General features: G+C 70.3%; 19 protein-coding genes and 1 pseudogene. 11 read left to right on the forward strand and 9 right to left on the reverse strand.

The window, feature by feature from the left end; all coding sequences use genetic code 11:
• Positions 1–120 precede the first annotated feature (120 nt).
• Together MW290_RS10410 and MW290_RS10415 are read right to left on the reverse strand one after the other, a co-directional pair.
• On the reverse strand, positions 121–1,026 hold the full coding sequence (locus MW290_RS10410) for a flagellin N-terminal helical domain-containing protein (RefSeq protein ID WP_250194594.1): 906 nt from the start codon (positions 1,024–1,026) through the stop codon (positions 121–123).
• Between the two features lie 140 nt (positions 1,027–1,166).
• Positions 1,167–2,390, reverse strand: a complete 1,224-nt coding sequence (locus tag MW290_RS10415; protein ID WP_250194595.1) for a cyclic di-GMP phosphodiesterase — start codon at positions 2,388–2,390, stop codon at positions 1,167–1,169.
• Positions 2,391–2,518: 128 nt separating this feature from the next.
• Between MW290_RS10415 and MW290_RS10420 the strand changes: the two genes are divergently transcribed.
• Positions 2,519–3,166 carry a LysE family translocator gene (locus tag MW290_RS10420; protein WP_250194596.1) on the forward strand — a complete coding sequence of 216 codons (648 nt, stop codon included), beginning with the start codon at positions 2,519–2,521 and terminating at the stop codon, positions 3,164–3,166.
• A 15-nt stretch (positions 3,167–3,181) separates the two neighbouring features.
• On the opposite strand, the gene MW290_RS10425 is transcribed toward MW290_RS10420, so the two are convergent.
• Positions 3,182–4,606 (reverse strand): FAD-binding oxidoreductase, encoded by a 1,425-nt coding sequence (locus tag MW290_RS10425; RefSeq protein ID WP_250194597.1) that lies wholly within the window; start codon positions 4,604–4,606, stop codon positions 3,182–3,184.
• 34 nt (positions 4,607–4,640) lie between these two features.
• Positions 4,641–5,054, reverse strand: coding sequence for a DUF2069 domain-containing protein (locus MW290_RS10430; RefSeq protein WP_250194598.1), 414 nt, complete (start codon positions 5,052–5,054; stop codon positions 4,641–4,643).
• Between the two features lie 19 nt (positions 5,055–5,073).
• Between MW290_RS10430 and MW290_RS10435 the strand changes: the two genes are divergently transcribed.
• Entirely contained in the window at positions 5,074–6,303 is a 1,230-nt protein-coding gene (locus MW290_RS10435) for a YihY family inner membrane protein (protein ID WP_250194599.1), read from the forward strand.
• 7 nt (positions 6,304–6,310) lie between these two features.
• Here the strand turns inward: MW290_RS10435 and MW290_RS10440 are convergent, their stop codons facing one another.
• Genes MW290_RS10440 through MW290_RS10455 form a run of 4 tightly spaced genes read right to left on the reverse strand, consistent with a single transcriptional unit; the run spans position 6,311 to position 9,101 of the window.
• Positions 6,311–6,694, reverse strand: coding sequence for a type II toxin-antitoxin system VapC family toxin (locus MW290_RS10440; protein WP_259373442.1), 384 nt, complete (start codon positions 6,692–6,694; stop codon positions 6,311–6,313).
• Entirely contained in the window at positions 6,691–6,936 is a 246-nt protein-coding gene (locus MW290_RS10445; protein ID WP_250194601.1) for a type II toxin-antitoxin system Phd/YefM family antitoxin, read from the reverse strand. Before MW290_RS10445 ends, MW290_RS10440 begins: the two co-directional genes overlap by 4 nt.
• A gap of 24 nt (positions 6,937–6,960) precedes the next feature.
• Entirely contained in the window at positions 6,961–7,806 is an 846-nt protein-coding gene (locus MW290_RS10450) for an alpha/beta fold hydrolase (RefSeq protein ID WP_250194602.1), read from the reverse strand.
• On the reverse strand, positions 7,803–9,101 hold the full coding sequence (locus MW290_RS10455) for an O-acetylhomoserine aminocarboxypropyltransferase (protein ID WP_250194603.1): 1,299 nt from the start codon (positions 9,099–9,101) through the stop codon (positions 7,803–7,805). The genes MW290_RS10450 and MW290_RS10455 overlap by 4 nt, the downstream gene beginning before the upstream one ends.
• A gap of 123 nt (positions 9,102–9,224) precedes the next feature.
• Here MW290_RS10455 and MW290_RS10460 point away from each other — a divergent pair, with 123 nt between their 5' ends.
• From MW290_RS10460 to MW290_RS10485, 6 genes are all read left to right on the forward strand, one after another.
• A complete protein-coding gene (locus MW290_RS10460; protein WP_250194604.1) occupies positions 9,225–9,704 on the forward strand; it encodes a CBS domain-containing protein in 480 nt (159 codons plus the stop codon).
• Positions 9,705–9,803: 99 nt separating this feature from the next.
• Positions 9,804–10,901 carry a chorismate synthase gene (gene aroC / locus MW290_RS10465; protein WP_250194605.1) on the forward strand — a complete coding sequence of 366 codons (1,098 nt, stop codon included), beginning with the start codon at positions 9,804–9,806 and terminating at the stop codon, positions 10,899–10,901.
• A gap of 101 nt (positions 10,902–11,002) precedes the next feature.
• Positions 11,003–12,265 carry a cyclic di-GMP phosphodiesterase gene (locus tag MW290_RS10470; RefSeq protein WP_250194606.1) on the forward strand — a complete coding sequence of 421 codons (1,263 nt, stop codon included), beginning with the start codon at positions 11,003–11,005 and terminating at the stop codon, positions 12,263–12,265.
• 155 nt (positions 12,266–12,420) lie between these two features.
• On the forward strand, positions 12,421–13,584 hold the full coding sequence (locus tag MW290_RS10475) for an efflux RND transporter periplasmic adaptor subunit (protein WP_250194607.1): 1,164 nt from the start codon (positions 12,421–12,423) through the stop codon (positions 13,582–13,584).
• 19 nt (positions 13,585–13,603) lie between these two features.
• Positions 13,604–16,741 (forward strand): efflux RND transporter permease subunit, encoded by a 3,138-nt coding sequence (locus MW290_RS10480; protein ID WP_250194608.1) that lies wholly within the window; start codon positions 13,604–13,606, stop codon positions 16,739–16,741.
• 150 nt (positions 16,742–16,891) lie between these two features.
• Entirely contained in the window at positions 16,892–17,191 is a 300-nt protein-coding gene (locus MW290_RS10485) for a polyhydroxyalkanoic acid system family protein (protein WP_250194609.1), read from the forward strand.
• On the opposite strand, the gene MW290_RS10490 is transcribed toward MW290_RS10485, so the two are convergent.
• Positions 17,192–17,995 (reverse strand): transglutaminase domain-containing protein, encoded by an 804-nt coding sequence (locus MW290_RS10490; RefSeq protein ID WP_250194610.1) that lies wholly within the window; start codon positions 17,993–17,995, stop codon positions 17,192–17,194.
• A 241-nt stretch (positions 17,996–18,236) separates the two neighbouring features.
• On the opposite strand from MW290_RS10490, the gene MW290_RS10495 reads away from it, so the two are divergent.
• The 3 genes and pseudogenes from MW290_RS10495 to MW290_RS10505 all read left to right on the forward strand — a co-directional run bounded on the left by MW290_RS10495 (position 18,237) and on the right by MW290_RS10505 (position 21,307).
• Positions 18,237–18,881, forward strand: coding sequence for a DUF642 domain-containing protein (locus MW290_RS10495; RefSeq protein ID WP_250194611.1), 645 nt, complete (start codon positions 18,237–18,239; stop codon positions 18,879–18,881).
• A 143-nt stretch (positions 18,882–19,024) separates the two neighbouring features.
• A pseudogene (locus MW290_RS10500) lies at positions 19,025–19,330 on the forward strand (nucleotide pyrophosphohydrolase); the annotation flags it as partial.
• Positions 19,307–21,307, forward strand: a complete 2,001-nt coding sequence (locus tag MW290_RS10505; RefSeq protein WP_375142838.1) for a PIN domain-containing protein — start codon at positions 19,307–19,309, stop codon at positions 21,305–21,307. The pseudogene MW290_RS10500 and the gene MW290_RS10505, both read left to right, overlap by 24 nt.
• Positions 21,308–21,323 lie beyond the last annotated feature (16 nt).

The raw sequence follows: 21,323 nt of genomic DNA on the forward strand, positions 1-21,323 counted from the left end.
AGCGGTGGCATGGACGAAACAGGCCGGCAAACCGCGGCCAATCCGGCGTTGTGCCGCCTCATGAAAAAAGCCAGCCCGAAGGCTGGCTCTTGGTGATGCGAAGGCGGTGCCTTCGGGCGATCAGTTCAGCAGCGACAGGGCGAGCTGGCTCATGCTGGACGATTGCTTGAGCATCGAGGTGCCGGCCTGCAGCAGCAGCTGCTTGCTGGTCATGTTGGCGGTTTCGCTGGCGTAGTCCACATCGGTGATGCGGCTCTTGGCGGCAGCGGTGTTGGTGCTCATGTTCGACAGGTTGTTGTAGACGTGGTCCAGGCGGTTGGACGCAGCACCCAGGGCCGAGCGGACGGTCGAGACATCCTTGATGGCGGTGTCGATCAGGGCGATGGTGGCGTTGGGCGAGCTGGTCAGCTCGGTGCCCACGCTGCCGGCGCCTGCCGTCGAGTCGTAGGTGGAGCTGATCAGGCCGAGCGAGCCGGAGTCGGCCGTCAGGCTGTTGGCGGCGGTCGAGATGTTGACCAGCATCGTTTCGGTGTTGGCCGCGCCGATCTGGAAGGTCACGCCGGTGGTCGCCGAGAACTTGCTCACGGACATGGCGCCGGCCGACACGCCGGTGCCGAACAGCTTTTCACCACCGAAGGAGGTGTTGGAGACGATGTTCTTGAGTTCGGAGCCCAGGGCGTCGTACTCGGCCTGCATGGCGGTCTTGTCGTCGGCGGTGGCCGAGCCGTTGGAGGCTTCGGTGGCCAGGTCCTTCATGCGCAGCAGGATGTTGGTGACTTCGTCGAAGGCGCCTTCGGCCGTCTGCATCATGGAGATGCCGTTCTGCGTGTTGCGCATGGCCACGCTCATGCCGCGGGTCTGGGCGTCCAGGCGGGTGGCGATCTGCAGGCCGGCGGCGTCGTCCATCGCGCTGTTGATGCGATAGCCGGTGCCCAGGCGGGTCAGCGAGGTGGACAGGCCGCGCTGCGTGTTGGTCACGGCGCTGGTGGTCGACAGGGCGGCGGAATTGGTGTGAAGGCTCAGCATGTCAGGCTCCGAAATTCAGTGGGAGGCGGGGCAATCAGTCGCCCTCACCGGTACAAGACGACCGGCCGGCGGTCTGGCTTAAGCCCGGCTGACGCCGGACCTGCATCCCCGCGCCCGCCCGTGACGGATTGCACGGACCGCTACTTGAGCGGTGCCAGCCACAGCCGGTCCAGGTCCTTGAAGCGCCAGGCCTCGGGCGATTCGATGCCGGTGATCTTGTCGTCGGCCTTGGGGTCGGCCAGGTCCAGCTCGAAGGGTTCGAGCGCGTGGCGCTCGGCCACTGAATAGAAGACGGCCACCTTGGGCTGCAGCAGCGAGGCCAGCCCCTGGCTGCGCACCACGGCCAGCCGCTCCGAGCGCAGCCGCACCAGCGAGCCGTTGGGGTAAACGCCCACCGACTTGACGAAGGCCTGGAACACACGCGGATCGAACTGGCCCTTGGTGTGGGCCAGGTGGCTCATCGCTTCGGCCGGGTCCCAGGGCGCGTGGTAGGGCCGGCGCGAGGTCACCGCGTCGTACACGTCGCACACCGCGGCCATGCGCGAGAACAGGCTGATGCCGTCACCCGACAGCCGGTCGGGGTAGCCGGCGCCGTCCACGCGCTCATGGTGGTGCAGCGCCACGTCGATGACGGCGGGGCTGAAGCCGCCGGCTTCCAGCAGCAGTTGCTGGCCGTGGCGCACATGGGCCTGGAACTGGGCCTGCTCGGCATCGCTCAGGCGTCCGGGCTTGTCGTGCAGCTCGGCCGGCATGCGGGTCTTGCCGATGTCCAGCATCAGGCCAGCCAGCGCGGCCTCGCGCGTCTGCTCGGGCGTCAGGCCCATGGTGCGCGAGAGCGAGGCCATCAGCGCACACACCGCCACCGCATGCATGTAGGCATAGCTGTTGGCGGTTTTCAGGCGGGCCAGGCTGGTCAGCGTGGTGGGGTTTTGCGCCACCGAGTCGATGACTTCCTGCACCACCGGCACGCAGTGCTCGGCATCGATGGCATGGCCCATGCGGGCTTCGTGGAACAGTTCGTGCACCACGGCCATCGAGCGTTCGCACAGCGAGGCGGCCTGGCGGTAGTCGGGGCCGGCGGCGGGCAGCAGCACGCTGGCGGGTGGGGGCGGCCGCGGCGTTTCTTCGGCCAGCGGCGCCGGCGCCGTCACCTCGGGCGTGGCGATCGGTTCGGCCGGCACGTCCAGCCCGCGCGAGGTGTCGATCACCAGGTCGGGGATGCCGCTGTCCAGCACCTTGGCCAGCGTCTTGTCGTCGCTCAGCAGGAACTTGCTGCGCCAGAAAGGATGCGACATCCACGAACCGCCCAGTTCGTGGATGAACATGCCGATGCGCAGCTGTGCGGGAGTGATACGTTTGAGCACGCCTTGCAGCTTGCCGTCAAATGGCCTGCGGCGATCGCCGGAGAAACGCGGGTGGCGCGGCCCGCTTTGGTGGATCTGCGCTGCGCAGGACAATGCGCAGGGCCAACACCCCGCCTGCCACTGCTGCCATGTTCGGTACCCAGGATCTCGCGCTCTTCATCGTCTCCGGACTGCTGCTCAACATCACGCCGGGGCCGGATTCGTTGCTCATCATGTCGCGCAGCGCCAGCCAGGGCTGGCGCGCGGGCTCGGCCGCGGCCTTGGGCGTGGGCACCGGCACGCTGGTGCATGTGCTGGCCGCGGCGCTGGGGCTGTCCACGCTGCTGGCGGCTTCGTCCACCGCTTTCACCGTGGTCAAGCTGGTGGGGGCGGCCTACCTGGTGTACATCGGCTTGGCGCTGCTGCTGCGGCGCGGCGCATCGGCTGCGGCCGCAGCGCCGGCAGCGCCGGCAGCGCCGGTGGCGCCGCTGAGCTGGCGGCGCATCTGGTTCCAGGGCTTTCTCACCAACGTGCTCAATCCCAAGGTGGCCGTGTTCTTCCTGGCCTTCGTGCCGCAGTTCATCGCCCATGACGCGCCCAACAAGGCACTGGCCTTCATCGTGCTGGGCTGCATCTTCAACTTCAACGCCATGCTGTGGTGCCATTTCCTGGCGGTGTCGTCGGCGCTGGCCAGCCGGCGGGTGCAGGCCAGCCACCGTGTGACGCTGTGGCTCAACCGCGCCATCGGCGCGATGTTCCTGGGCTTCGGCCTGCGGCTGGCGCTGTCGCCGCGCTGAGCGGCTGCGCAGGCCCTACAGCACCCGCCCGGGGTTCAGCAGCCCCTGCGGGTCCAGCGCCTGCTTGATCGCGCGCATCAGGCCCAGGGCCACCGGGCTCTTGCGCTCGGCCAGTTCTTCGCGCTTGAGGCGGCCGATGCCGTGCTCGGCCGAGATGGAGCCGCCATGGGCCATCACGCCGTCGTACACCAGGGTGTTGACGGCCGGTTCATGCCGCGCCAGGAACTCGCGTGGCGACACCCCCGGCGGGGCCTGCACGTTGTAGTGCAGGTTGCCGTCGCCCAGGTGGCCGAAGTTCACCAGCGCCGCACCCGGAAAGGCCGCGGCCAGCGCGGCATCGGTGGCCGCCACGAAGTCGGGGATGCGCGAGACCGGCAGCGCGATGTCGTGCTTGATGTTGGCGCCGGCGGCCGCCTGCGCCAGCGGGATGGATTCACGCAGCTGCCACAGCGCCTGCGACTGGGCCAGGCTTTCGGCCACCACCGCATCGGTGCAGCAGCCGTCGTCCAGCGCGGCTTCCATCAGCCCTTCGAACAGGCCGCGTGCATGCGCTTCCGATTCGCCGTCGGCCAGTTCCAGCAGCACCGTCCACGGCGCGCCGGGCAGCGGCTGCGGCAGCTGTGGGAAGTGCTGGCGCACCAGATCCAGCGACAGCCGGTTCATCACCTCGAAGCCGGTGAGGCCGGCGCCCAGCCGGGCGCGTGCGCGCATCAGCAGCGCCACGCAGGCCGGCAGATCGGGGCAGGCGGCCAGTGCGGTGAGCGTGGCCACCGGCTGCGGATGCAGCTTGAGCGTGGCCGCGGTGATCACGCCCAGCGTGCCCTCGCTGCCGATGAACAGGTCGCGCAGGTCGTAGCCGGTGTTGTCCTTGCGCAGGCCCGACAGGCCGCTCCACACCTCGCCCTGCGCCGTCACCACCTCCAGGCCCAGGCACAGCTCACGCGCATTGCCGTAGCGCAGCACCTGGGTGCCGCCGGCATTGGTGGCCAGGTTGCCGCCGATGGTGCAGCTGCCTTCGGCCGCCAGGCTCAGCGGAAACAGCAGACCCTGCTCCGCCGCCGCCTGCTGCAGCGCCTGCAGCACGCAGCCGGCCTCGGCCGTCATCGTCAGGTTGGCGGCGTCGATCTCGCGGATGCGGTTCATGCGGCCCAGGCTCAGCACCAGCTGGCGGCCGCTGTCGTCGGGCACACCGCCACCCACCAGGCCGGTGTTGCCGCCCTGTGGCACCACGCTGGCGCCGTGGCGCGCCGCCAGGCGCAGCACCGTGGCCACTTCCTCGGTGCTGCCGGGCCGGGCCACCGCCAGCGCACGGCCGGGCCAGCGCTGTCGCCAGTCCTGCTCACGGGCGGCGGCGTCGGTGCCGGTCAGCACATGGGCGTCGCCCAGCGCGGCGCGCAGGGCGGCGGGAAGGGCCTGCAAGGTGGTGGCGTCAGCGGTCATCGTCGGCAGCTTCCAGGGCACGGTGCCGGTGGCGTCAGGGCCGGTCGGCGGCTGCCGACTCGGCCTGCGCCTGCTCGGCGGCGTGGCCGCGCTTCAGGCGCCAGCGCACATGCCAGGCGCAGGCGGTGAACAGCACCACGCACAGCAGCACCTGCAAGGTGGCCAGCACGGCGCTGATGCCGCTCTCGGAGGTGGCGCGCACCACACCCTCGGTGAAATACAGCCACACCAGCAGGCTCACCCAGCGGTAGGTGCGCATGCGGTACTTCAGGAAGCCGGCCAGCGGCACCGCCAGCGGCAGCACCTTCAGCGCCCAGGTGCGCTGCCCGGTGGGTGCCAGCCACAGCTCCCAGGCCAGCCCCAGCACGATGAGCGCCAGCAGGCTGGCCACGGCCAGGTTGCGGGTGAGGGCGGTGGTGCGGTCGGGCCGGGCGGGAACATCAGGCATGGGCTGGCATGATAGGCGCATGCCCCCCGTGACCTCTGAGCGCCGACCCTGGCGCATCAGGGCCTGGCGCGCCTTGGTGGCGCTGTGCCGTTGGCCCTGGATCGACACCCTGCGCACCCTGCGCGACCGCTTCCGCGACGACCGCCTGGGCCTGACCGCCAGCAGCCTGACCTTCACCACGCTGATTGCGCTGGTGCCGCTGGTCACGGTGATGCTGGCGGTGTTCTCGGCCTTCCCGATCTTCTCGAGCTTCCAGATCTCGCTGGAGAAGTACTTCCTGCAGACCCTGGTGCCCGACAACATTGCCAAGCCGGTGCTGACGGCGGTGACCCAGTTCGCCCGCCAGGCCACCAAGCTGGGCTCGCTGGGCCTGGTGGTGCTGCTGCTCACCGCGCTGGCCTTGATGCTCACCATCGACCGCACGCTCAACGGCATCTGGCGGGTGCGCCGGCCGCGGCCGATCGCCCAGCGCGTGCTGGTGTACTGGGCGGCCATCACGCTGGGGCCGCTGGTGCTGGGCGTCAGCCTGTCGATGAGTTCGTATGCCATCTCGTCCAGCCGCGGCCTGGTGGGGGCGATGCCCGACACCGTGAACCTGATGCTCAACCTGCTGGAGTTCGGGCTGCAGGTGGCGGCGGTGACGGGCCTTTTCCACTACGTGCCCAACACCGACGTGCGCTGGCGCCATGCGCTGGCCGGGGGCCTGTTCTGCGCGCTGGGCTTCGAGGTGGCCAAGAAGGTTCTGGGCCTGTACGTGAGCCTGGTGCCCACCTATTCCACGATGTACGGCGCCTTTGCCACGCTGCCCATCCTGCTGCTGTGGATGTACATCGGCTGGGTGATCGTGCTGCTGGGCGCGGTGATCGCGGCCCACGCGCCCAGCCTGTCCATGCGCATCGTGCGCCGGGTGGGGGTGCCGGGGCACCAGTTCTCACTGGCGCTGGCGGTGCTGCGGCTGTTGAGCGAAGCCCACGGCGACCAGCGCCACGGCCTCACGCTGCGGCAGCTGGCCGAGGCCTTGAGCACCGATCCGCTGCTGGTGGAAACCGTGGTGGACGCCCTGGTGGCACTGGACTGGGTGGGCCGCCTGGAAGAAGAAGGCGGCCAGCGCCACGTGCTGCTGGTGGACCCGCAGCGCACGGCGCTGCAACCGCTGGTGGACGAGCTGCTGCTGACCCCCGATCCGGTGACCGCCACCTTCCGGCGTCAGGTGGGGGTGGATGAGATGCGGTTGGGGCAGGTGTTGTGAGCGTCGGTCACAGCGCTACGAACTCCACGTGAGGGCCGTAGGCACCGAGGACGTTGTCGGCCGTCAGCAGTCGCAGCGGCTCACCCATCGCCTGGGCCACCAGCAGGCGGTCGAACGGGTCGCGGTGCACGTGAGGCAAGCCGACCAGCTGCCGCACGTGGGCAAAGGTGATCTGGATTTCTTTGAAGCCGCTGCTCAGGCATTCATCGCGCACCTCTTGCGCGTCGGCCTGCAGCTTGCCGATGGCGTGCTTGATGGCGATTTCCCATAACGACGCCACGCTGAAGAAGCACTCGTTCTCCTCGTCCAGCAGGCGCGGAGTCAGCTTCTTCATTCGCTTGTCGCCACTCAAGGTCCAGAGCAGCAGCTGCGTATCCAGCAGCAGCCTCACAGCATGCCCTCGAACCCCTGCAACACGTCGTCGGGCAGCGGCTCGTTGAAGTCGTCGGGCACCGTGAGCCGACCCTTCATGGCGCCGATCCTGATCTTCTTGGGTTGCGGCGCATCCACGGGCACCAGCTTGGCCTCGGCACGTCCGTGCGGACCGATGAGGATGGTCTCGCCGCCAGCCGCACGCGCCACCAGCTGTGACAGCGTGGACTTCGCTTCATGCATGCCGATGACCTTGTTCATGCGACCATCCTAGCCCGGTGCTAGCTAAGTCGCAAGGGATTCCATCAGGGCTTGCCTCAGCGCCCCCAGCAGCCCCTCCGGCGCCTCCTGCATCAGCGCATGCCCGGCCGTAGGCAGGATCACCCCCCGGGCCTTCAGCGCCTGGGCCAGATCGCGGGTGGCCTTGGGCGGGGTCATCTGGTCGCGGCCGCCCAGCACCAGCGTGGCCGGGCAGCTGACGGCCGCCGCGGCCTGCAGGCCGTTGGCGTAGGCGTCGCACAGTTTGAAGTCGTGGTGGAACAGGTTGCTTCCGGCAGGCACATGGGCCGCGCCCTGCTGCAGCAGCCGGCGCATCAGCGCTCGCCCGCCGCCGTGCAGCCAGGCGCCTGGGCCGGGGTACGAGGGCTTGGCGGCGATGGTGCTCAGCGAGAACGTGTTCACCATGTCGATGGCCGCCAGCGGCGTGTTCAACGCGGTGCTCAGCAGCGCGTCCGACACCTTCATCGGGTAGGCGGTGCCCACCATCACCAGCGCGCTGGCGCGGGCGGGCGCCCGCGCCGCGGCTTCCAGCGCGATCAGCGAGCCCATGCTGTGGCCCACCAGCGCGGCCTGCTGCACGCCGGCCGCATCCAGCAGCGCCAGCACCCAGTCGGCCAGCGCCTCGACGCTGGGCAGCACCGGCCCGGCGCTGCGGCCGTGGCCGGGCTGGTCGACCGCCAGCACGCTCCACCCGTGGTGGGCGAACCAGCGCGCCGCCAGCGTCCACACGCTGTGGTCGTTGAGGGCGCCGTGCACCATCACCACGCAGGGCAGGGTGGGGTCGAAGGGTTTGCCGCCGGTGTAGGCGTAGGCTTCCTGCGGGCCTTGGGGGGTGCTCACCTGCAGTTTCATTGCGCCTTCTCCGCCACCTTCAGCGCCCGCTTCAGGTCGTCCAGCAGGTCGTCCGGGTCTTCCAGGCCCACCGACAGGCGGATGGTGCCGGGCCCGATGCCGGCCTGCGCCAGCGCCGCGTCGTCCATCCGGAAGTGCGTGGTCGAGGCCGGGTGGATCACCAGCGAGCGGCAGTCGCCCACGTTGGCCAGGTGGCTGAAGAGCTTGAGCGCCTCGATGAAAGCCTGCCCCTGGCGGCGGCTGCCCTTCAGGTCGAAGCTGAACACCGCGCCGCAGCCGCGCGGCAGCAGCCGCTGCGCCAGCGCATGGTCGGGGTGGCCGGGTAGTTCGGGGTAAGCCACGCCGGCCACCATCGGGTGCGCGGCGAGAAACTCGACGATGCGCCGGGTGTTGTCCACATGCCGGGCCATGCGCAGCGGCAGCGTCTCGATGCCTTGCAGGATCAGCCAGGCGGTGTGCGGGCTCATGCAGGCGCCGAAGTCGCGCAGGCCCTCGCGCCGGGCACGCAGCAGGAAGGCGCCCACGGTGCTCTCTTCGGTGAACCGCATGCCGTGGAAGCCGGCGTACGGGTCGGTCAGCTCCGGAAAACGGCCCGAGGCGTCCCAGTCGAACTGGCCGCTGTCCACCAGCACGCCGCCCACCACCGTGCCGTGGCCGCACAGGAACTTGGTGGCCGAGTGGTAGACCAGGTCGGCGCCGTGCTCGAAGGGCTTCATCAGCCAGGGCGTGGTGAAGGTGCTGTCCACCAGCAGCGGCAGCCCGGCGTCGTGGGCCACCTGGGCCACCGTGGGAATGTCCAGCACGTCCAGGCCGGGGTTGCCCAGGGTCTCGCCGAACAGCAGCCGGGTCTCGGGGCGGATGGCGGCCCGCCAAGCGTCCACGTCGCGCGGGTTCACGAAGGTGGTGGTGATGCCGAAGCGCGCCAGCGTGTAGTGCAGCAGGTTGTGCGAGCCGCCGTACAGCGCGCTGCTGGCCACGATGTGCGAGCCCGCGCCCGCCAGCGTGCAGATGGCCAGGTGCAGCGCCGCCTGGCCGCTGGCGGTGGCGATGCCGCCCACGCCGCCTTCCAGCGCCGCCATGCGCTCCTCGAACACCGCGGTGGTCGGGTTGCTGATGCGGCTGTACACATGGCCCGCCCGCTCCATGTTGAAGAGGGAGGCCGCCTGCTCGCTGCTCTCGAACACGAAGGACGTGCTCAGGTGGATGGGCAGCGCGCGGGCGCCGGTGGCCGCATCGGGCGCGGCGCCGGCATGCAGCGCCAGGGTGTCGAATCCGGGGTCCAGCGGTCCGGGCATGCAGTCTCCTTGGGCGTTCTTCGAACAGTCGTCGCAACCCGGCGTCAAGAGGGCGCAACTGCCGGGCGCCATCTGAAAGATTGTGTGCTATGTTGCCGCCGTACCCCGCCTCGGAGCACTGCCATGAAAGTCAGCGACATCCTGCGTGTCAAAGGAAACACGCTCTACACCGTCACCCCCGATGAACCCCTGGCCGTGGCCCTGCGCACGATGGCCGAGCTGGACATCGGCAGCCTGTGCGTGATGAGCCATGGCGATCTGATCGGCATGCTCACCTTCCGCGAGGTGATCCAGGCGGTGGTGCGCAACGGCGGCGTGGTGGGCGACACGCTGGTGCGCAGCACCATGGACGACCAGCCGCTGACCTGCACCCCCGAGACCGAGCTGGACGAGGTGCGCCGCATGATGCTGCTGCGCCATGCCCGCTACATGCCAGTGCTGAACCAGCGCACGCTGATGGGCGTGATCTCGTTCTACGACGTGGCCAAGGCGGTGGTGGACAGCCAGGACTTCGAGAACCGCATGCTCAAGGCCTACATCCGCGACTGGCCGGTGGACCAGGACCCCGGCGTTGAAGCCGCGGCGGCCCAGTCCAAGCTTTAAGCCGAGGCTCCCGCTCGCGGCGCCCGGCCGAAGCACAATCGAGGGCCCGGCACCATGGCGGTGCCGGGCCTTCTCTTTTCCTGCTGACTGGTTCTTGCAATGCCTGGCTCCACTTTCGGCGAACTGTTTCGCGTCACCAACTTCGGCGAAAGCCACGGCCCGGCCATCGGCTGCGTGATCGACGGCTGCCCGCCCGGCCTGGCCCTGTCCGAGGCCGACATCCAGCCCGAGCTGGACCGCCGCCGCCCCGGCACCAGCCGCCACGTCACCCAGCGCAACGAGCCCGACGCGGTGGAAATCCTCTCGGGCGTGTACGAAGGCCGCACCACCGGCACGCCGATCTGCCTGCTGATCCGCAACACCGACCAGCGCAGCAAGGACTACGGCAACATCCTCGACACCTTCCGCCCCGGCCACGCCGACTACACCTACTGGCGCAAGTACGGCCTGCGCGACCCGCGCGGCGGTGGCCGTTCGTCGGCCCGGCTTACCGCGCCCACGGTGGCGGCGGCGGCGGTGGCGCGCAAGTGGCTGTTCGAGCGCCATGGCACCACCTTCACCGGCTGGATGAGCCAGCTGGGTGAGATGCCCGTGGCCTTCGAGGACGCGGCGCACATCCCCCACAACCCCTTCTTCGCGGCCAATGTCAGCCAGATCGCCGAGATGGAGGCCTACATGGACGCGCTGCGCAAGGCGGGCGATTCCTGCGGGGCCCGCATCGAAGTGGTGGCGCAGAACGTGCCGGTGGGCCTGGGCGAGCCGCTGTACGACAAGCTGGACGCCGACATCGCCTACGCGATGATGGGCATCAATGCCGTCAAGGGCGTGGAAATCGGCGACGGTTTCGGCGTGGTGGCCCAGCGCGGCAGCCTGCATGGTGACGAACTGTCACCCGAGGGTTTCCGCGCCAACCGGGCCGGCGGCGTGCTGGGCGGCATTTCCACGGGGCAGGACCTGCGCGTGTCCATCGCCATCAAGCCCACCAGCTCCATCCGCACGCCCAAGGCGTCGATCGACCGCGCGCTGCAGCCCACCACGGTGGAAACCTTCGGCCGGCACGATCCGTGCGTGGGCATCCGTGCCACCCCGATCGCCGAAGCGATGCTGGCCCTGGTGCTGATGGACCACGTGCTGCGCCACCGGGCGCAGAACGCCGACGTGGTGCTGCCGGTGCCTGCCATCCCCGGCGCTGCCTGACCTGGCTGCGCGGCTTTCAATCGTGGCCCGAGTCACCACTTCAGATCGATCAGAAGTGGCCGACAACCTCACTGTGCTTGTAACAGCTGTCGCCGCCACCGATGTTGAAGAAGATCGCCGTCTCTGACTTGCGGCTCGGCATGCACCTGCATGCCTTCGAGAGCTCCTGGGTGCGGCATCCCTTCTGGAAGTCGCGCTTCGTGCTCACGGACGCCGCCGACCTCCAGGCTGCGCTGGCCAGCGGCATTGCCGAGTGCTGGATCGACACCAGCCTGGGCGCTGACGTGGCCGGCCGCGACGACCGCCCTTCGCCCGTCGCCACCCCGCCCGCCGTGCCGGCCCAGGCGAGGCAGGCACCGCCGGCCGCCGCCGTGGCGCCAGCGCCCCCGCAGTTGCCTCCGGCGCCGTCGGCCAGCCTGCAGGACGAACTGCGCAAGGCGCAGCAGGTCTACCGCCGCTCCAAGCAGGCGGTGGTCTCGATGTTCAACGAGGCACGGCTTGGCAAGGCCATCGATGCCGAGCAGTGCCTGCCGCTGGTGGAGGAGATCTCCGAATCCGTCTTCCGCAACCCGGGCGCGCTGGTGAGCCTGGCGCGGCTGAAGTCGCGCGACGAATACACCTACATGCACTCCGTGGCCGTGTGCGCGCTGATGGTGGCGCTGGGCCGCGAGCTGGGCCTGGACGCCAATGCCTGTCGCGAAGCGGGCCTCGCCGGCCTGCTGCACGACATGGGCAAGGCCGCCATGCCGCTGGAGATCCTGAACAAGCCCGGCAAGCTGACCGACGACGAATTCAGCGTGATGCGCAGCCACCCCGAGCGGGGCCACGAGATGCTGGTCGGCGGCACCGCGCCCGAGGCGGTGCTCGACGTGTGCCTGCACCACCATGAGCGCATGGATGGCACCGGCTACCCGCACCGGCTGCCCGGCGACCAGATTTCGCGCGTGGCGCGCATGGGCGCCATCTGCGACGTGTACGACGCCATCACCTCCAACCGGCCCTACAAGGCGGGCTGGGACCCGGCCGAGAGCATCGCGCGCATGATCTCGTGGAAGGGCCACTTCGACGAAGCCATGCTGGGTGCCTTCGTCAAGAGCCTGGGCATCTACCCGATCGGCTCGCTGGTGCGGCTGGAGTCGGGCAAGCTGGCCGTGGTGGTGGAGCAGAACCCGGCCGCGCTGGTGTCGCCGGTGGTCAAGGCCTTCTTCTCCACCCGCTCGAACATGCCGATCCCGGTCACCCGCATCGACCTGGCCCAGATGGTCGGCCGCGACCGCATCGTCGGCCGTGAGCCGCCGGGCAACTGGAACTTCCCGCAGCTGGCCGAACTGTGGGCCGGCGACGCTGCGCCCGCCCGTCGCTGACGCGCCCGGCTGCAGTTCGTCGCACCCATCCGCACTCCGTCGCACCGCCGCTTGCGGTGCCCAGGCCGGCGCCTACACTGCGCCCGCCATGCCGACCTGCCCGACTTACCCGGGGGCAGTGGGCGGCGGACGACAAGACGTGAGGAGCGTGCGACATGGGCAAAAAAGGCCTGAAAACCGCGGCCGTTGCGGCGGCGGTGCTGGTGTTGGCGGTGGGCATTGCCGCCGCGGTCAAGAGCCAGCGGCAGGACCCGCCCGCGGCCGGCAAGGCCGAGGTGGTGCTCGAATTCACCTCGCGCGAAGTGGTTCAGCCCCAGTCCATGGCCATGCCGCTGGTGCTGCAGTTCTCGGGCCCGCTGGTGGCACCGCAGACCGCCGTGGTGCGCGCCAAGGCCGCCGGCACGCTGCTGTCGCTGGCGGTGGAAGAGGGCAGCCGGGTGCGCGCCGGCCAGGCCTTGGGCCAGGTCGATCTGGCCGAACTGGACAGCCGCGTCAACGAACGCCATGCGATGCTGGAATCGGCCCGCGCGCAACTGGCGCAGGCCGAGCGCAACTACCAGTCCAACCTGCGGCTGGCCGATCAGCAGTTCATCTCCACCAACGCGCTCGACACCTCCCGCTCGCAGCTGGACGCGGCGCGCGCGCAGATGAATGCCGCCCAGGCCCAGGTCAACAGCCTGCGCGTCACCCAGCGCGATGCCGCCCTGGTGGCGCCGATCAGCGGCGTGGTGGCACGTCGCCATGTGGTGCCCGGCGAAAAACTGGCCGCCGAACAGCAGGTGCTCACGCTGGTGGACCTGGCCCGGCTGGAGCTGGCCGGCAGCGTGGGCACGCACGAGGTCTCGCTGTTGCAGCCCGGCATGCCGGTGCAGGTGCAGGTGGAAGGCGTCGCCACGCCGGTGGCCGCGCGGCTGGCGCGCATCGCCCCGGCGGCCGAGCCGGGCACGCGGTCCATCGGCGTCACCGTGGCCTTCGACAACCCGAAGGAGACCTTCCGCGCCGGGCAGTACGCGCTGGCCCGCGTGGTGCTGGACGATCCGCAGCAGCGGCTGACGCTGCCGGCCAGCGCCATCGGCCACCAGTCGGGGCAGGAGCATGTGTGGCTGATCGAAGGGGGCGCGCTGGCCCGCCGTGCCGTCACCACCGGCCGGCGTGACGAAGCCGGCGGCCGTGTGGAGGTGCTGCAGGGCGTCGGCCCGCAGGCCCAGGTGCTGGCGGCCCGCTTCGACAACCTGCGTGAAGGTGCCAAGGCGGTGCTGCTGCCCGGCAAGTCGGCCGCGGTGGCGGCCAGCGGCGCTTCGGCGCCGGTGATCAAGTGAGCGGGGCCGCGCCATGTGGATGACCCGCGTCGCCATCAACAACCCGGTGTTCGCGGCCATGGTGATGGCCGCGCTGTGCGTGCTGGGCCTGTTCTCCTATGCCCGGCTGGGCGTGGAGCAGCTGCCCGACGTGGCGCCGCCCATGGCCTATATCGACGTGCGCTACCCCGGCGCCTCGGCCGAGGCGGTGGAGCGCGAAGTCACCAAGGTGATCGAAGAATCGGTCAACGCGGTGGCCGGCATCAAGCGCATCACCTCGCGCAGCTTCGAGGGCCGCAGCCAGACGCAGGTGGAATTCAACCTGAACGCCGACATGTCGCGCGGCCTGCAGGACGTGCGCGACCGCGTGGCCATGGTGCAGGCGGCCATGCCGCGCGATGCCAAGCCGCCCACGGTGGCCCGGGTGGACAACGAGAACAGCCAGCCCGTGGTGGTGGCTGCGCTGCTGTCGCAAGGCCGCAGCGCGCGTGAGCTGTCCATTTACGCCGACCAGACCGCCAGCAAGCGCCTGGTGCGCGTGGCCGGCGTGGCGCGGGTGGACGTGGCCGGCCTGACCAAGCGTGAAGTGCGCATCGACCTCGATCCGGCGCGGCTGCGCGCCTACCAGATCACACCGGCGCAGATCGCCACCCAGCTGGCCGCGGTCAACCGCGACGAGGCGGTGGGCATCCTGGCCGGCGGCACGCAGGACGCGATGCTGCGCGTGGAAGGCATGGTGCGCGACCCCAAGCGCTTTGCCGATGCGGTGGTGGGCCTGCGCAACGGCCTGCCGCTGCGGCTGGGCGACCTCGGCACGCTGGTGGAACGTGAACAGGAGCCGACCAACCTGGCACGGGTCAACGGCCGCAGCGCCGTCACCTTCAACATCTTCAAGCAGCAGGACGCCAACATCGTCGCCACCGGCGACGAGATCAAGGCCGCGCTGGACGAACTGCGCGCCACGCTGCCGGCCGGCATGGAACTGCAGCTCATCCACGCCAACAGCGACTGGGTCAAGCATTCGCTCAAGGGCCTGCAGCGCACGCTGATCGAAGGCGCGCTGCTCACCATCGCCATCGTGTTCCTGTTCCTGCATTCGTGGCGCAGCACGGTCATCACCGGGCTCACGCTGCCCATCGCGGTGGTGTCCAGCTTCATCGCCGTGCATGCCTTCGGCTTCACGCTGAACTTCATGACGATGATGGCGCTGAGCCTGTGCATCGGCCTGCTGATCGACGATGCCATCGTGGTGCGCGAGAACATCGTGCGCCACGTGGGCCTGGGCAAAAGCCACCGCCAGGCTTCGCTGGACGGCACCGCCGAGATCGGGCTGGCCGTGATGGCCACCACCTTCGCCATCTGTGCGGTGTTCGTGCCGGTGGCCTTCATGGGCGGCATCGTCGGCAAGTTTTTCTACCCCTTCGGCATCACGGTCACGGTGGCGGTGCTGGTGAGCCTGTTCGTCAGCTTCACGCTCGACCCCATGCTGTCGTCCGTCTGGCACGACCCGCCCAGCGCGCGCATGAAGCACTGGCCGGTCATCGGCCATGCCATCCGCGTCACCGACCGTGGCATGGACCTGCTGCATGTGGCCTACGAGCGCTTGATCCGCTGGGCCTTCACCGGCCGGCGCTACGGCTGGCGCTGGCTGTGGGTGTCGCCGCGCGGCATCGTGCTGGGCGTGGGGGCGCTCAGCTTCGTGGCGGCCATCGGCCTGGTGCCGCTGGTGGGCACCGAGTTCATCCCGCAGACCGACCAGGGCTTCACCCAGCTGTCGGTGCGCATGCCGGTGGGGGCCAGCCTGGCCCGCACCGACGACAAGTTCCGCCAGGTCGAGCAGATCGTGATGGCCATGCCCGAGGTGCAAAGCGTCAGCACCACGGTCGGCGGCGACGGTGAAGGCCTGGCCGTGGGCCGCAACGTGGGCACGCTCAACATCGGCCTCAAGCCGCGGGCCGAACGCGCCCGCAGCCAGAAGGAGGTGGAAGACGCCATCCGCGAGGCGCTGGCCCGCATCCCGGGCATCGAGCTGTCGGTGGGCTTCGACCGCCCCATCTACGTGGCGCTGCTGGGCAGCGACCCCGAAGGCCTGATCAGGCTGGTGAACGAGTTCGCGGCCAAGGTGCGCCAGATCCCCGGCATCGTCGACGTGGAGGTGTCGGCCAAGCCCGGCATGCCGGCCTATGCGGTGCGCCTGAAGCCCGACGCGGTGCGCGAGCTGGGCCTGACCGCGCCGCAGATCGCGGCCAGCCTGCGCGCCTATGTCAACGGCGAAGCCGCCACCCACTGGACCACGCCCGACGGCGAACAGGTGGAAGTGCTGCTGCGCCTGCCCGAGCGCCTGCGCGAGCAGGTGACGCAGATGCGCCAGCTGCCGGTGGCCTTTGCCGCCAACGGCACGCCCATCACGCTGGAGGCGGTGGCCGACATCGTGCCCGTGGTCAACCCCGAGGTGATCCGCCGGCAGAACCTGCAGCGGCGCGAGGCGGTGTTCGCCGGCGTGGAAGGCCGGCCCGCCGGCGACGTGGGCGCCGAGGTGCAGAAGCTGGTGAAGGAGACGCAGCTGCCGCCGGGCTACAGCTTCGACGTGGGCGGCGCCACCAAGGATCAGCAAGAGGCCTTCACCGCCGTGGTGGCCGCGATGGCGCTGGCGGCCATCTTCATCTACATCGTGCTGGCCAGCCAGTTCGGCAGCTTCTTGCAGCCGCTGGCCATCATGGCCAGCCTGCCGCTGGCGCTGATCGGCGTGATGCTGGCGCTGCTGCTGTGGCACTCCACGCTCAACCTGTTCAGCATGATCGGCCTGGTGATGCTGATGGGCTTGGTGACCAAGAACGCCATCTTGCTGGTGGACTTCGCCAACCATGCACGCCGCCAGGGCGCCACCGTGGCCGAGGCGGTGCTGCAGGCCGGCCTGATCCGCATGCGGCCCATCATCATGACCACCGCGGCCATGGTGTTCGGCATGCTGCCGCTGGCGCTGGCCCTGAACGAAGGCGGCGAGATCCAGGCCCCGATGGGCCGCGCCATCATCGGCGGCGTGATCACCAGCACGCTGCTCACCCTGGTGGTGGTGCCGGTGCTGTACTCCTACCTGGTGCGCGAGCGGTGCGCGCCGGCCACCGCGGCGCCGCAGCTGGGCGGCGACAAGGGCCTGGCGCCGGCCGACCGGCATTGAGGCTGGGCTGGCCGCCGCTGCAGGGCTGGCCGTCCAAGCCCAAGCCGTCTTGTAACGGCTGTGCGCTGGCGTGGAACCTGGTCGTCGCCATCCGCCTCCAACCCCGCAGCCGGCATCGTCCGGCTGCTGGCAGCACAGGACGGAGACAAGATGGCGCAGTTGCAAATCCACCGGGCCCACCCCCTGGGCCTGGCAGGCGCGCGGGAGCGGGCGCGGGTGTGGGTGGAGCAGGCCGAGCGGGACTGGGGCCTGGCCTGCCAGTACCAGGCCAGCGAAGGAGAAGACCTCGTGCGCTTCGAGCGCAGCGGCGTCTCGGGCCAGCTGCGGGTGACCGCCGATGGCTTCGAGCTGGATGCGCAGCTCGGCTTTCTGCTCAGCGCCTACCGCGGGCGCATCGAGTCGCACATCCGGGCGCAGCTCGACGAGCTGCTGGGCCCGGCGCCTCACTGATCAGGAGGCTGCTGCGGCGTCGGGCGGCAGCTCTTCTACCCACACGGTCATCTCCACCGTCTCCAGCTCACCGTAGTTGGAGATGAAGGCCACGTCGGCCGCGTCGCGACCGTAGGCCAGCACGATGCGGCCGCCGCGCGGGCCTGGTTGCGTGGCGTCGAAGGTGTACCAGCGGCCGCCGACGAACGCCTCGAACCAGGCATGCAGGTCCATCGGGTCCAGCTGGTGCAGGTAGCCCACCACCATGCGCGCCGGAATCTGCAGTGCCCGGCACAGGCTGATGCCGATGTGCGCAAAGTCACGGCACACGCCCGCGCCGTCGGCCAGCGTGCCCTCGGCGTCGGTGCTGGCATCGCTGACGCCGTAGCGGTACTCGATGTGGTCGCGGATCCATTGCGTGATGGCGGTCACCTGTGGATAGCCGGGCAGCGCGCCCGCCACCACCTGCTGCGCCTTGTCCACCATGCGGTCCGAAGGGCAGTAGCGGCTGGGCAGCAGGAACTGCAGCGCGTCGTGCGGCAGCTCGGCCACCGGCGTGCGCGTGGCGGCTTCGTCCACCGCGATCTCGGCCTGCGTGTGCACCACCGATTCCACGCGGATGCGCAGCCGGCCCGCCGGCACCACGAAGCGCTGGCACAGGTTGCCGAAGCTGTCGGCGTATTCCACCGAGGCCAGGTGGGGTTCGAACAGGTAGCTCTCCTGCGCCAGCCACTGCGCGTCGCCGCTGCGCGGACGCAGCATGCCGATGCTGGGGCAGGGCGCAGGCGCCTCCACGGTGATGTCGCAACCGGCACGCAATTTCATCGGGGTACTCCTGCCAGGTCCTGGGGGTGGGCAGTATCGCCTGTGCGAAAAAACGTTGTTTCGCAGCACTGGCGCGACTTGTCTAGGCAAGTCCGGCGGTGATAGTTCACGCGCCCTGAAGTGCCTGCTGCGCAGTAGTTGGCACAGCGGGCCCCGAGGGGCCGGCGGCCCTTCGTTCAGGGGGAAGCGCCGAGGCAGGCACGTTTTGATACTGGCGTCCTTCGATGTTCAGGACTGCCCCATGACCAAAGCCTCCGCTCTCTTCGCCGCCCTTGCCGTCGCCTTTGCCGCCACCGGTGCGCAGGCCGCCACCAACCTGGTGACCAACGGCAGTTTCGAATCCACGCTGCAGGCCAGCGGCACCTGGAACATCTACCGCCACATCGACGGCTGGACCACCGGCTTGAAGGGCGTGGAAGTGCGCGACAACGTGGCCGGCCGCGCCTTCGACGGCAGCAACTTCGTGGAGCTGGACACCACCGCCAACAGCTTAATCGCGCAGACCATCGCCACCAACTACGGCGAGCACTACACGCTGAGCTTCGCCTACTCGGCCCGCCCCGGCACCGCCGGCATGCGCAGCAACACCAACGACATCCTGGTGAAGTGGGGTGCCACGCCGGTGACGCTGCTGAGCGCCACCAACAGCACCAGCAACAACCAGTGGACGACCTACAGCTTCGACGTGGTCGGCAGCAAGGGCCACTCCACCACGCTGTCGTTCTGGGCCACCGGCAAGAGCGACAGCTACGGCGGTTCGCTGGACAACGTCTCGCTGATCAGCAACGTCACCGCCCCGGTGCCCGAGCCCGAGACCTACGCGCTGATGCTGGCCGGCCTGGCCGCGGTGACCACCATCGCCCGCCGCCGCAGCCGCCAGGCCTGATCGGCGCTTCCTCCCTCAGCATGTTCGAGCCCGCCTTGTGCGGGCTCTTTTTTTTGTGCATGGCGCCCCCGGCTCGCCGCGTTCGCGGCCGCTCCGCCAGCGCCGATACTCTGCCCCGGAGAAAGTACACCGAGGAGCCCTGATTGGACCTGGCTGCGCTGCAACAAACCCTGCGCGAGTTCGCTGCCGAGCGTGACTGGCAGCCCTTTCACACGCCCAAGAACCTGGCGATGGCGCTGATGATCGAGGCCGCCGAGCTGGCCGAGATCTTCCAGTGGATGACGCCCGAGCAATCGCAGGCCGCCCACCACGACCACGTGACGCAGGAGCGCATCTCCGACGAGGTGGCCGACGTGCTGCTGTACCTGCTGCAGGTGGCCGACCACACGGCGGTGGACCTGAAACGCGCCGTCGGCCGCAAGCTGGTGAAGAACGCGCGCAAGCATCCGCCCGTCAAGCCCGGCGTGCCGGTGGGGCCGAAAGACACCGCGCTGCCGCAGACCCACGTGCTGGTGGACTGGGAGAACGTGCAGCCCAAGGACGTGGACATCCGCGCGCTGGTGTCCGACGTGACCGACGTGTGGCTGTTCCACGGCCCCAACCAGCGCAACGTGGACAAGGACCAGACCGCTTTCGGCGACCGCGTGACCTGCGTGCCCATCTCGCGGGCGGGCAAGAACGCGCTGGACTTCCATTTGTCCTTCTACATGGGCTACATCGCTTCGCGCAATCCGGCGGCGCGCTTCGTGGTGCTGTCCAACGACCAGGGCTACGGGCCGATGCTGGAGCATGCGGTGGACCTGGGCTTCTCGGCCACGCTGGTGGGCTTCAGCCGCGCCGGCCGCGGCCGCACGGCCAGCCGCGGGGGTGCCCGTGGTGGCGCCGGGCGCGCACCGGCGACCCGCCAGGCGCCAGCGCGCGGTGGCGCCGGACGATCCGCCCCGCCGCGCTCCGCAGGTGGGCGAGCGGCCACGGAGCAGGCCCCCGATGGCCGCCCGGGCCAGCGCGGATCGGCCCCCCGCTCAGCTTCGCAGGCGGGTTCCCAGGCCGGCGCCCCGCGCGGTCAGCAGCCGGCGCCGGCACGAAGTGGCGCGCCTGCCCCGGGCCTGGCGCGCGACGAGGCCGTGCGCCAGGCGCCCACCGGGGCCCGCCGGCGTGGTCGGGGCGAAGGTGCCCGGCTGCTGGCCTCGGAGCCCGCGGCCCCCACGCTGCTGATGCCTGTGGACGCCGCCGCCACCATCGCGCCGGTGACGGACACCCCGGTGGCCGAGACCGTCGCCCCGCGAGCCACCCGTCGCGGCCGCGGTGCCGGGCGCCGGGCGGCAGAGCAGGGTGCTGCGGCAGGCGCGGCCGAGGCCTTGGCGTCCGCCGCCGACCTGCGCCCGCAAGCTGACGCGCAGGCCGACACGCCACCCATGGCGGCTGCCGCAGCACCTGCCACGGACGAAGCCGACCCGGTACCGGCCAAGCGCCCGGCGCGCAAGCGGGCCAGCCGCAGCGCCGCCGCGCCGACGATGGCCACGGACGGGGCCGCTCAGACCGTGGACGCCACGCCACGAGCCAACCGCAGCGCCGAACAGCCCGGCGCCGATGCAACCCTCCCGGCCGTGCCCGCCAAGCGCAGCCGCCGGCGCACCGTGGGCGGCGAGCCGGCGGCGGCGGTGGCCGAGGCCACGACGCCTGCCAAAACCGGCAGGGCCGGGCCTGCGACCACCGCCGCCCCGGACGAAACCGCCAAGCCGGCGCCGGCCGCCAAGCGCACGCGCCGCACGGCGGCCAAGACAGCCAGCGCCACCGCGGCCACGACCGCCGCCGAGGCAACGGCCGCGCCGCCCGTGGAAGCCGAAGCCGCGGCCGAAGCGCCCGTGCCGGCCAAGAAGGCCCGCGCTGCCAAGAAGGCACCGGCCCGCGCCGCGGCCAAGAAGACGACCCGGGCGGTGACGCCGCCCGCTGCCGCCGAAGAGGCTGTGCCGCCTGCCGCCCCCGTGCAGCCCGAGGCCCCGGTGGCGAAGCTGGAGCCCGCACCGGCACCGCGCCGCGAACCGCCCGCGCGACCCCCTGCGTCGGTCGCACCCGTTGCACCGGCTGCACCGGCTCCCAAGGGCGGTGCGCAAGCCCGCTCGGCCGGCCAGCGCCAGGCCCAGCCGCCCGCCGGGCGCGACCACCAGCCGCAACCACAACCCGCGCGCGCTGCCCAGCCGCCTGCGCGCCCCGGCTTCGACCTCGACAAGGCCCTGCGCCATGTCGAGTCCAGCCTGCGCAAGACCGCCAACAAGCCGACGCGGCGGGCGCGGCTGCTGTCCACCATCCGCTCGCTGCTGGGCCAGCATGCCGATGAGGCCAACACCCTGGCCGTGCTGCAGCGCCTGCTCGATGCGGGCCGGGTGTCCATCGACGGGCAAGGCGCCGTGGGCTACGCGCTGTAGCCCTGGCCCGCGGGGC

This window comes from Aquincola tertiaricarbonis (assembly GCF_023573145.1).
Lineage (GTDB): Bacteria > Pseudomonadota > Gammaproteobacteria > Burkholderiales > Burkholderiaceae_C > Aquincola > Aquincola tertiaricarbonis_B.

Excerpts from the sequence above, each read along its gene's own strand:
- MW290_RS10410 (WP_250194594.1), bottom strand. The coding sequence starts at position 1,026 with ATGCTGAGCCTTCACACCAATTCCGCCGCCCTGTCGACCACCAGCGCC.
- MW290_RS10420 (WP_250194596.1), top strand. The coding sequence starts at position 2,519 with ATGTTCGGTACCCAGGATCTCGCGCTCTTCATCGTCTCCGGACTGCTG.
- MW290_RS10425 (WP_250194597.1), bottom strand. The coding sequence starts at position 4,606 with ATGACCGCTGACGCCACCACCTTGCAGGCCCTTCCCGCCGCCCTGCGC.
- MW290_RS10430 (WP_250194598.1), bottom strand. The coding sequence starts at position 5,054 with ATGCCTGATGTTCCCGCCCGGCCCGACCGCACCACCGCCCTCACCCGC.
- MW290_RS10435 (WP_250194599.1), top strand. The coding sequence starts at position 5,074 with ATGCCCCCCGTGACCTCTGAGCGCCGACCCTGGCGCATCAGGGCCTGG.
- MW290_RS10445 (WP_250194601.1), bottom strand. The coding sequence starts at position 6,936 with ATGAACAAGGTCATCGGCATGCATGAAGCGAAGTCCACGCTGTCACAG.
- MW290_RS10450 (WP_250194602.1), bottom strand. The coding sequence starts at position 7,806 with ATGAAACTGCAGGTGAGCACCCCCCAAGGCCCGCAGGAAGCCTACGCC.
- MW290_RS10455 (WP_250194603.1), bottom strand. The coding sequence starts at position 9,101 with ATGCCCGGACCGCTGGACCCCGGATTCGACACCCTGGCGCTGCATGCC.
- MW290_RS10460 (WP_250194604.1), top strand. The coding sequence starts at position 9,225 with ATGAAAGTCAGCGACATCCTGCGTGTCAAAGGAAACACGCTCTACACC.
- aroC (WP_250194605.1), top strand. The coding sequence starts at position 9,804 with ATGCCTGGCTCCACTTTCGGCGAACTGTTTCGCGTCACCAACTTCGGC.
- MW290_RS10470 (WP_250194606.1), top strand. The coding sequence starts at position 11,003 with ATGTTGAAGAAGATCGCCGTCTCTGACTTGCGGCTCGGCATGCACCTG.
- MW290_RS10475 (WP_250194607.1), top strand. The coding sequence starts at position 12,421 with ATGGGCAAAAAAGGCCTGAAAACCGCGGCCGTTGCGGCGGCGGTGCTG.
- MW290_RS10480 (WP_250194608.1), top strand. The coding sequence starts at position 13,604 with ATGACCCGCGTCGCCATCAACAACCCGGTGTTCGCGGCCATGGTGATG.
- MW290_RS10485 (WP_250194609.1), top strand. The coding sequence starts at position 16,892 with ATGGCGCAGTTGCAAATCCACCGGGCCCACCCCCTGGGCCTGGCAGGC.
- MW290_RS10490 (WP_250194610.1), bottom strand. The coding sequence starts at position 17,995 with ATGAAATTGCGTGCCGGTTGCGACATCACCGTGGAGGCGCCTGCGCCC.
- MW290_RS10495 (WP_250194611.1), top strand. The coding sequence starts at position 18,237 with ATGACCAAAGCCTCCGCTCTCTTCGCCGCCCTTGCCGTCGCCTTTGCC.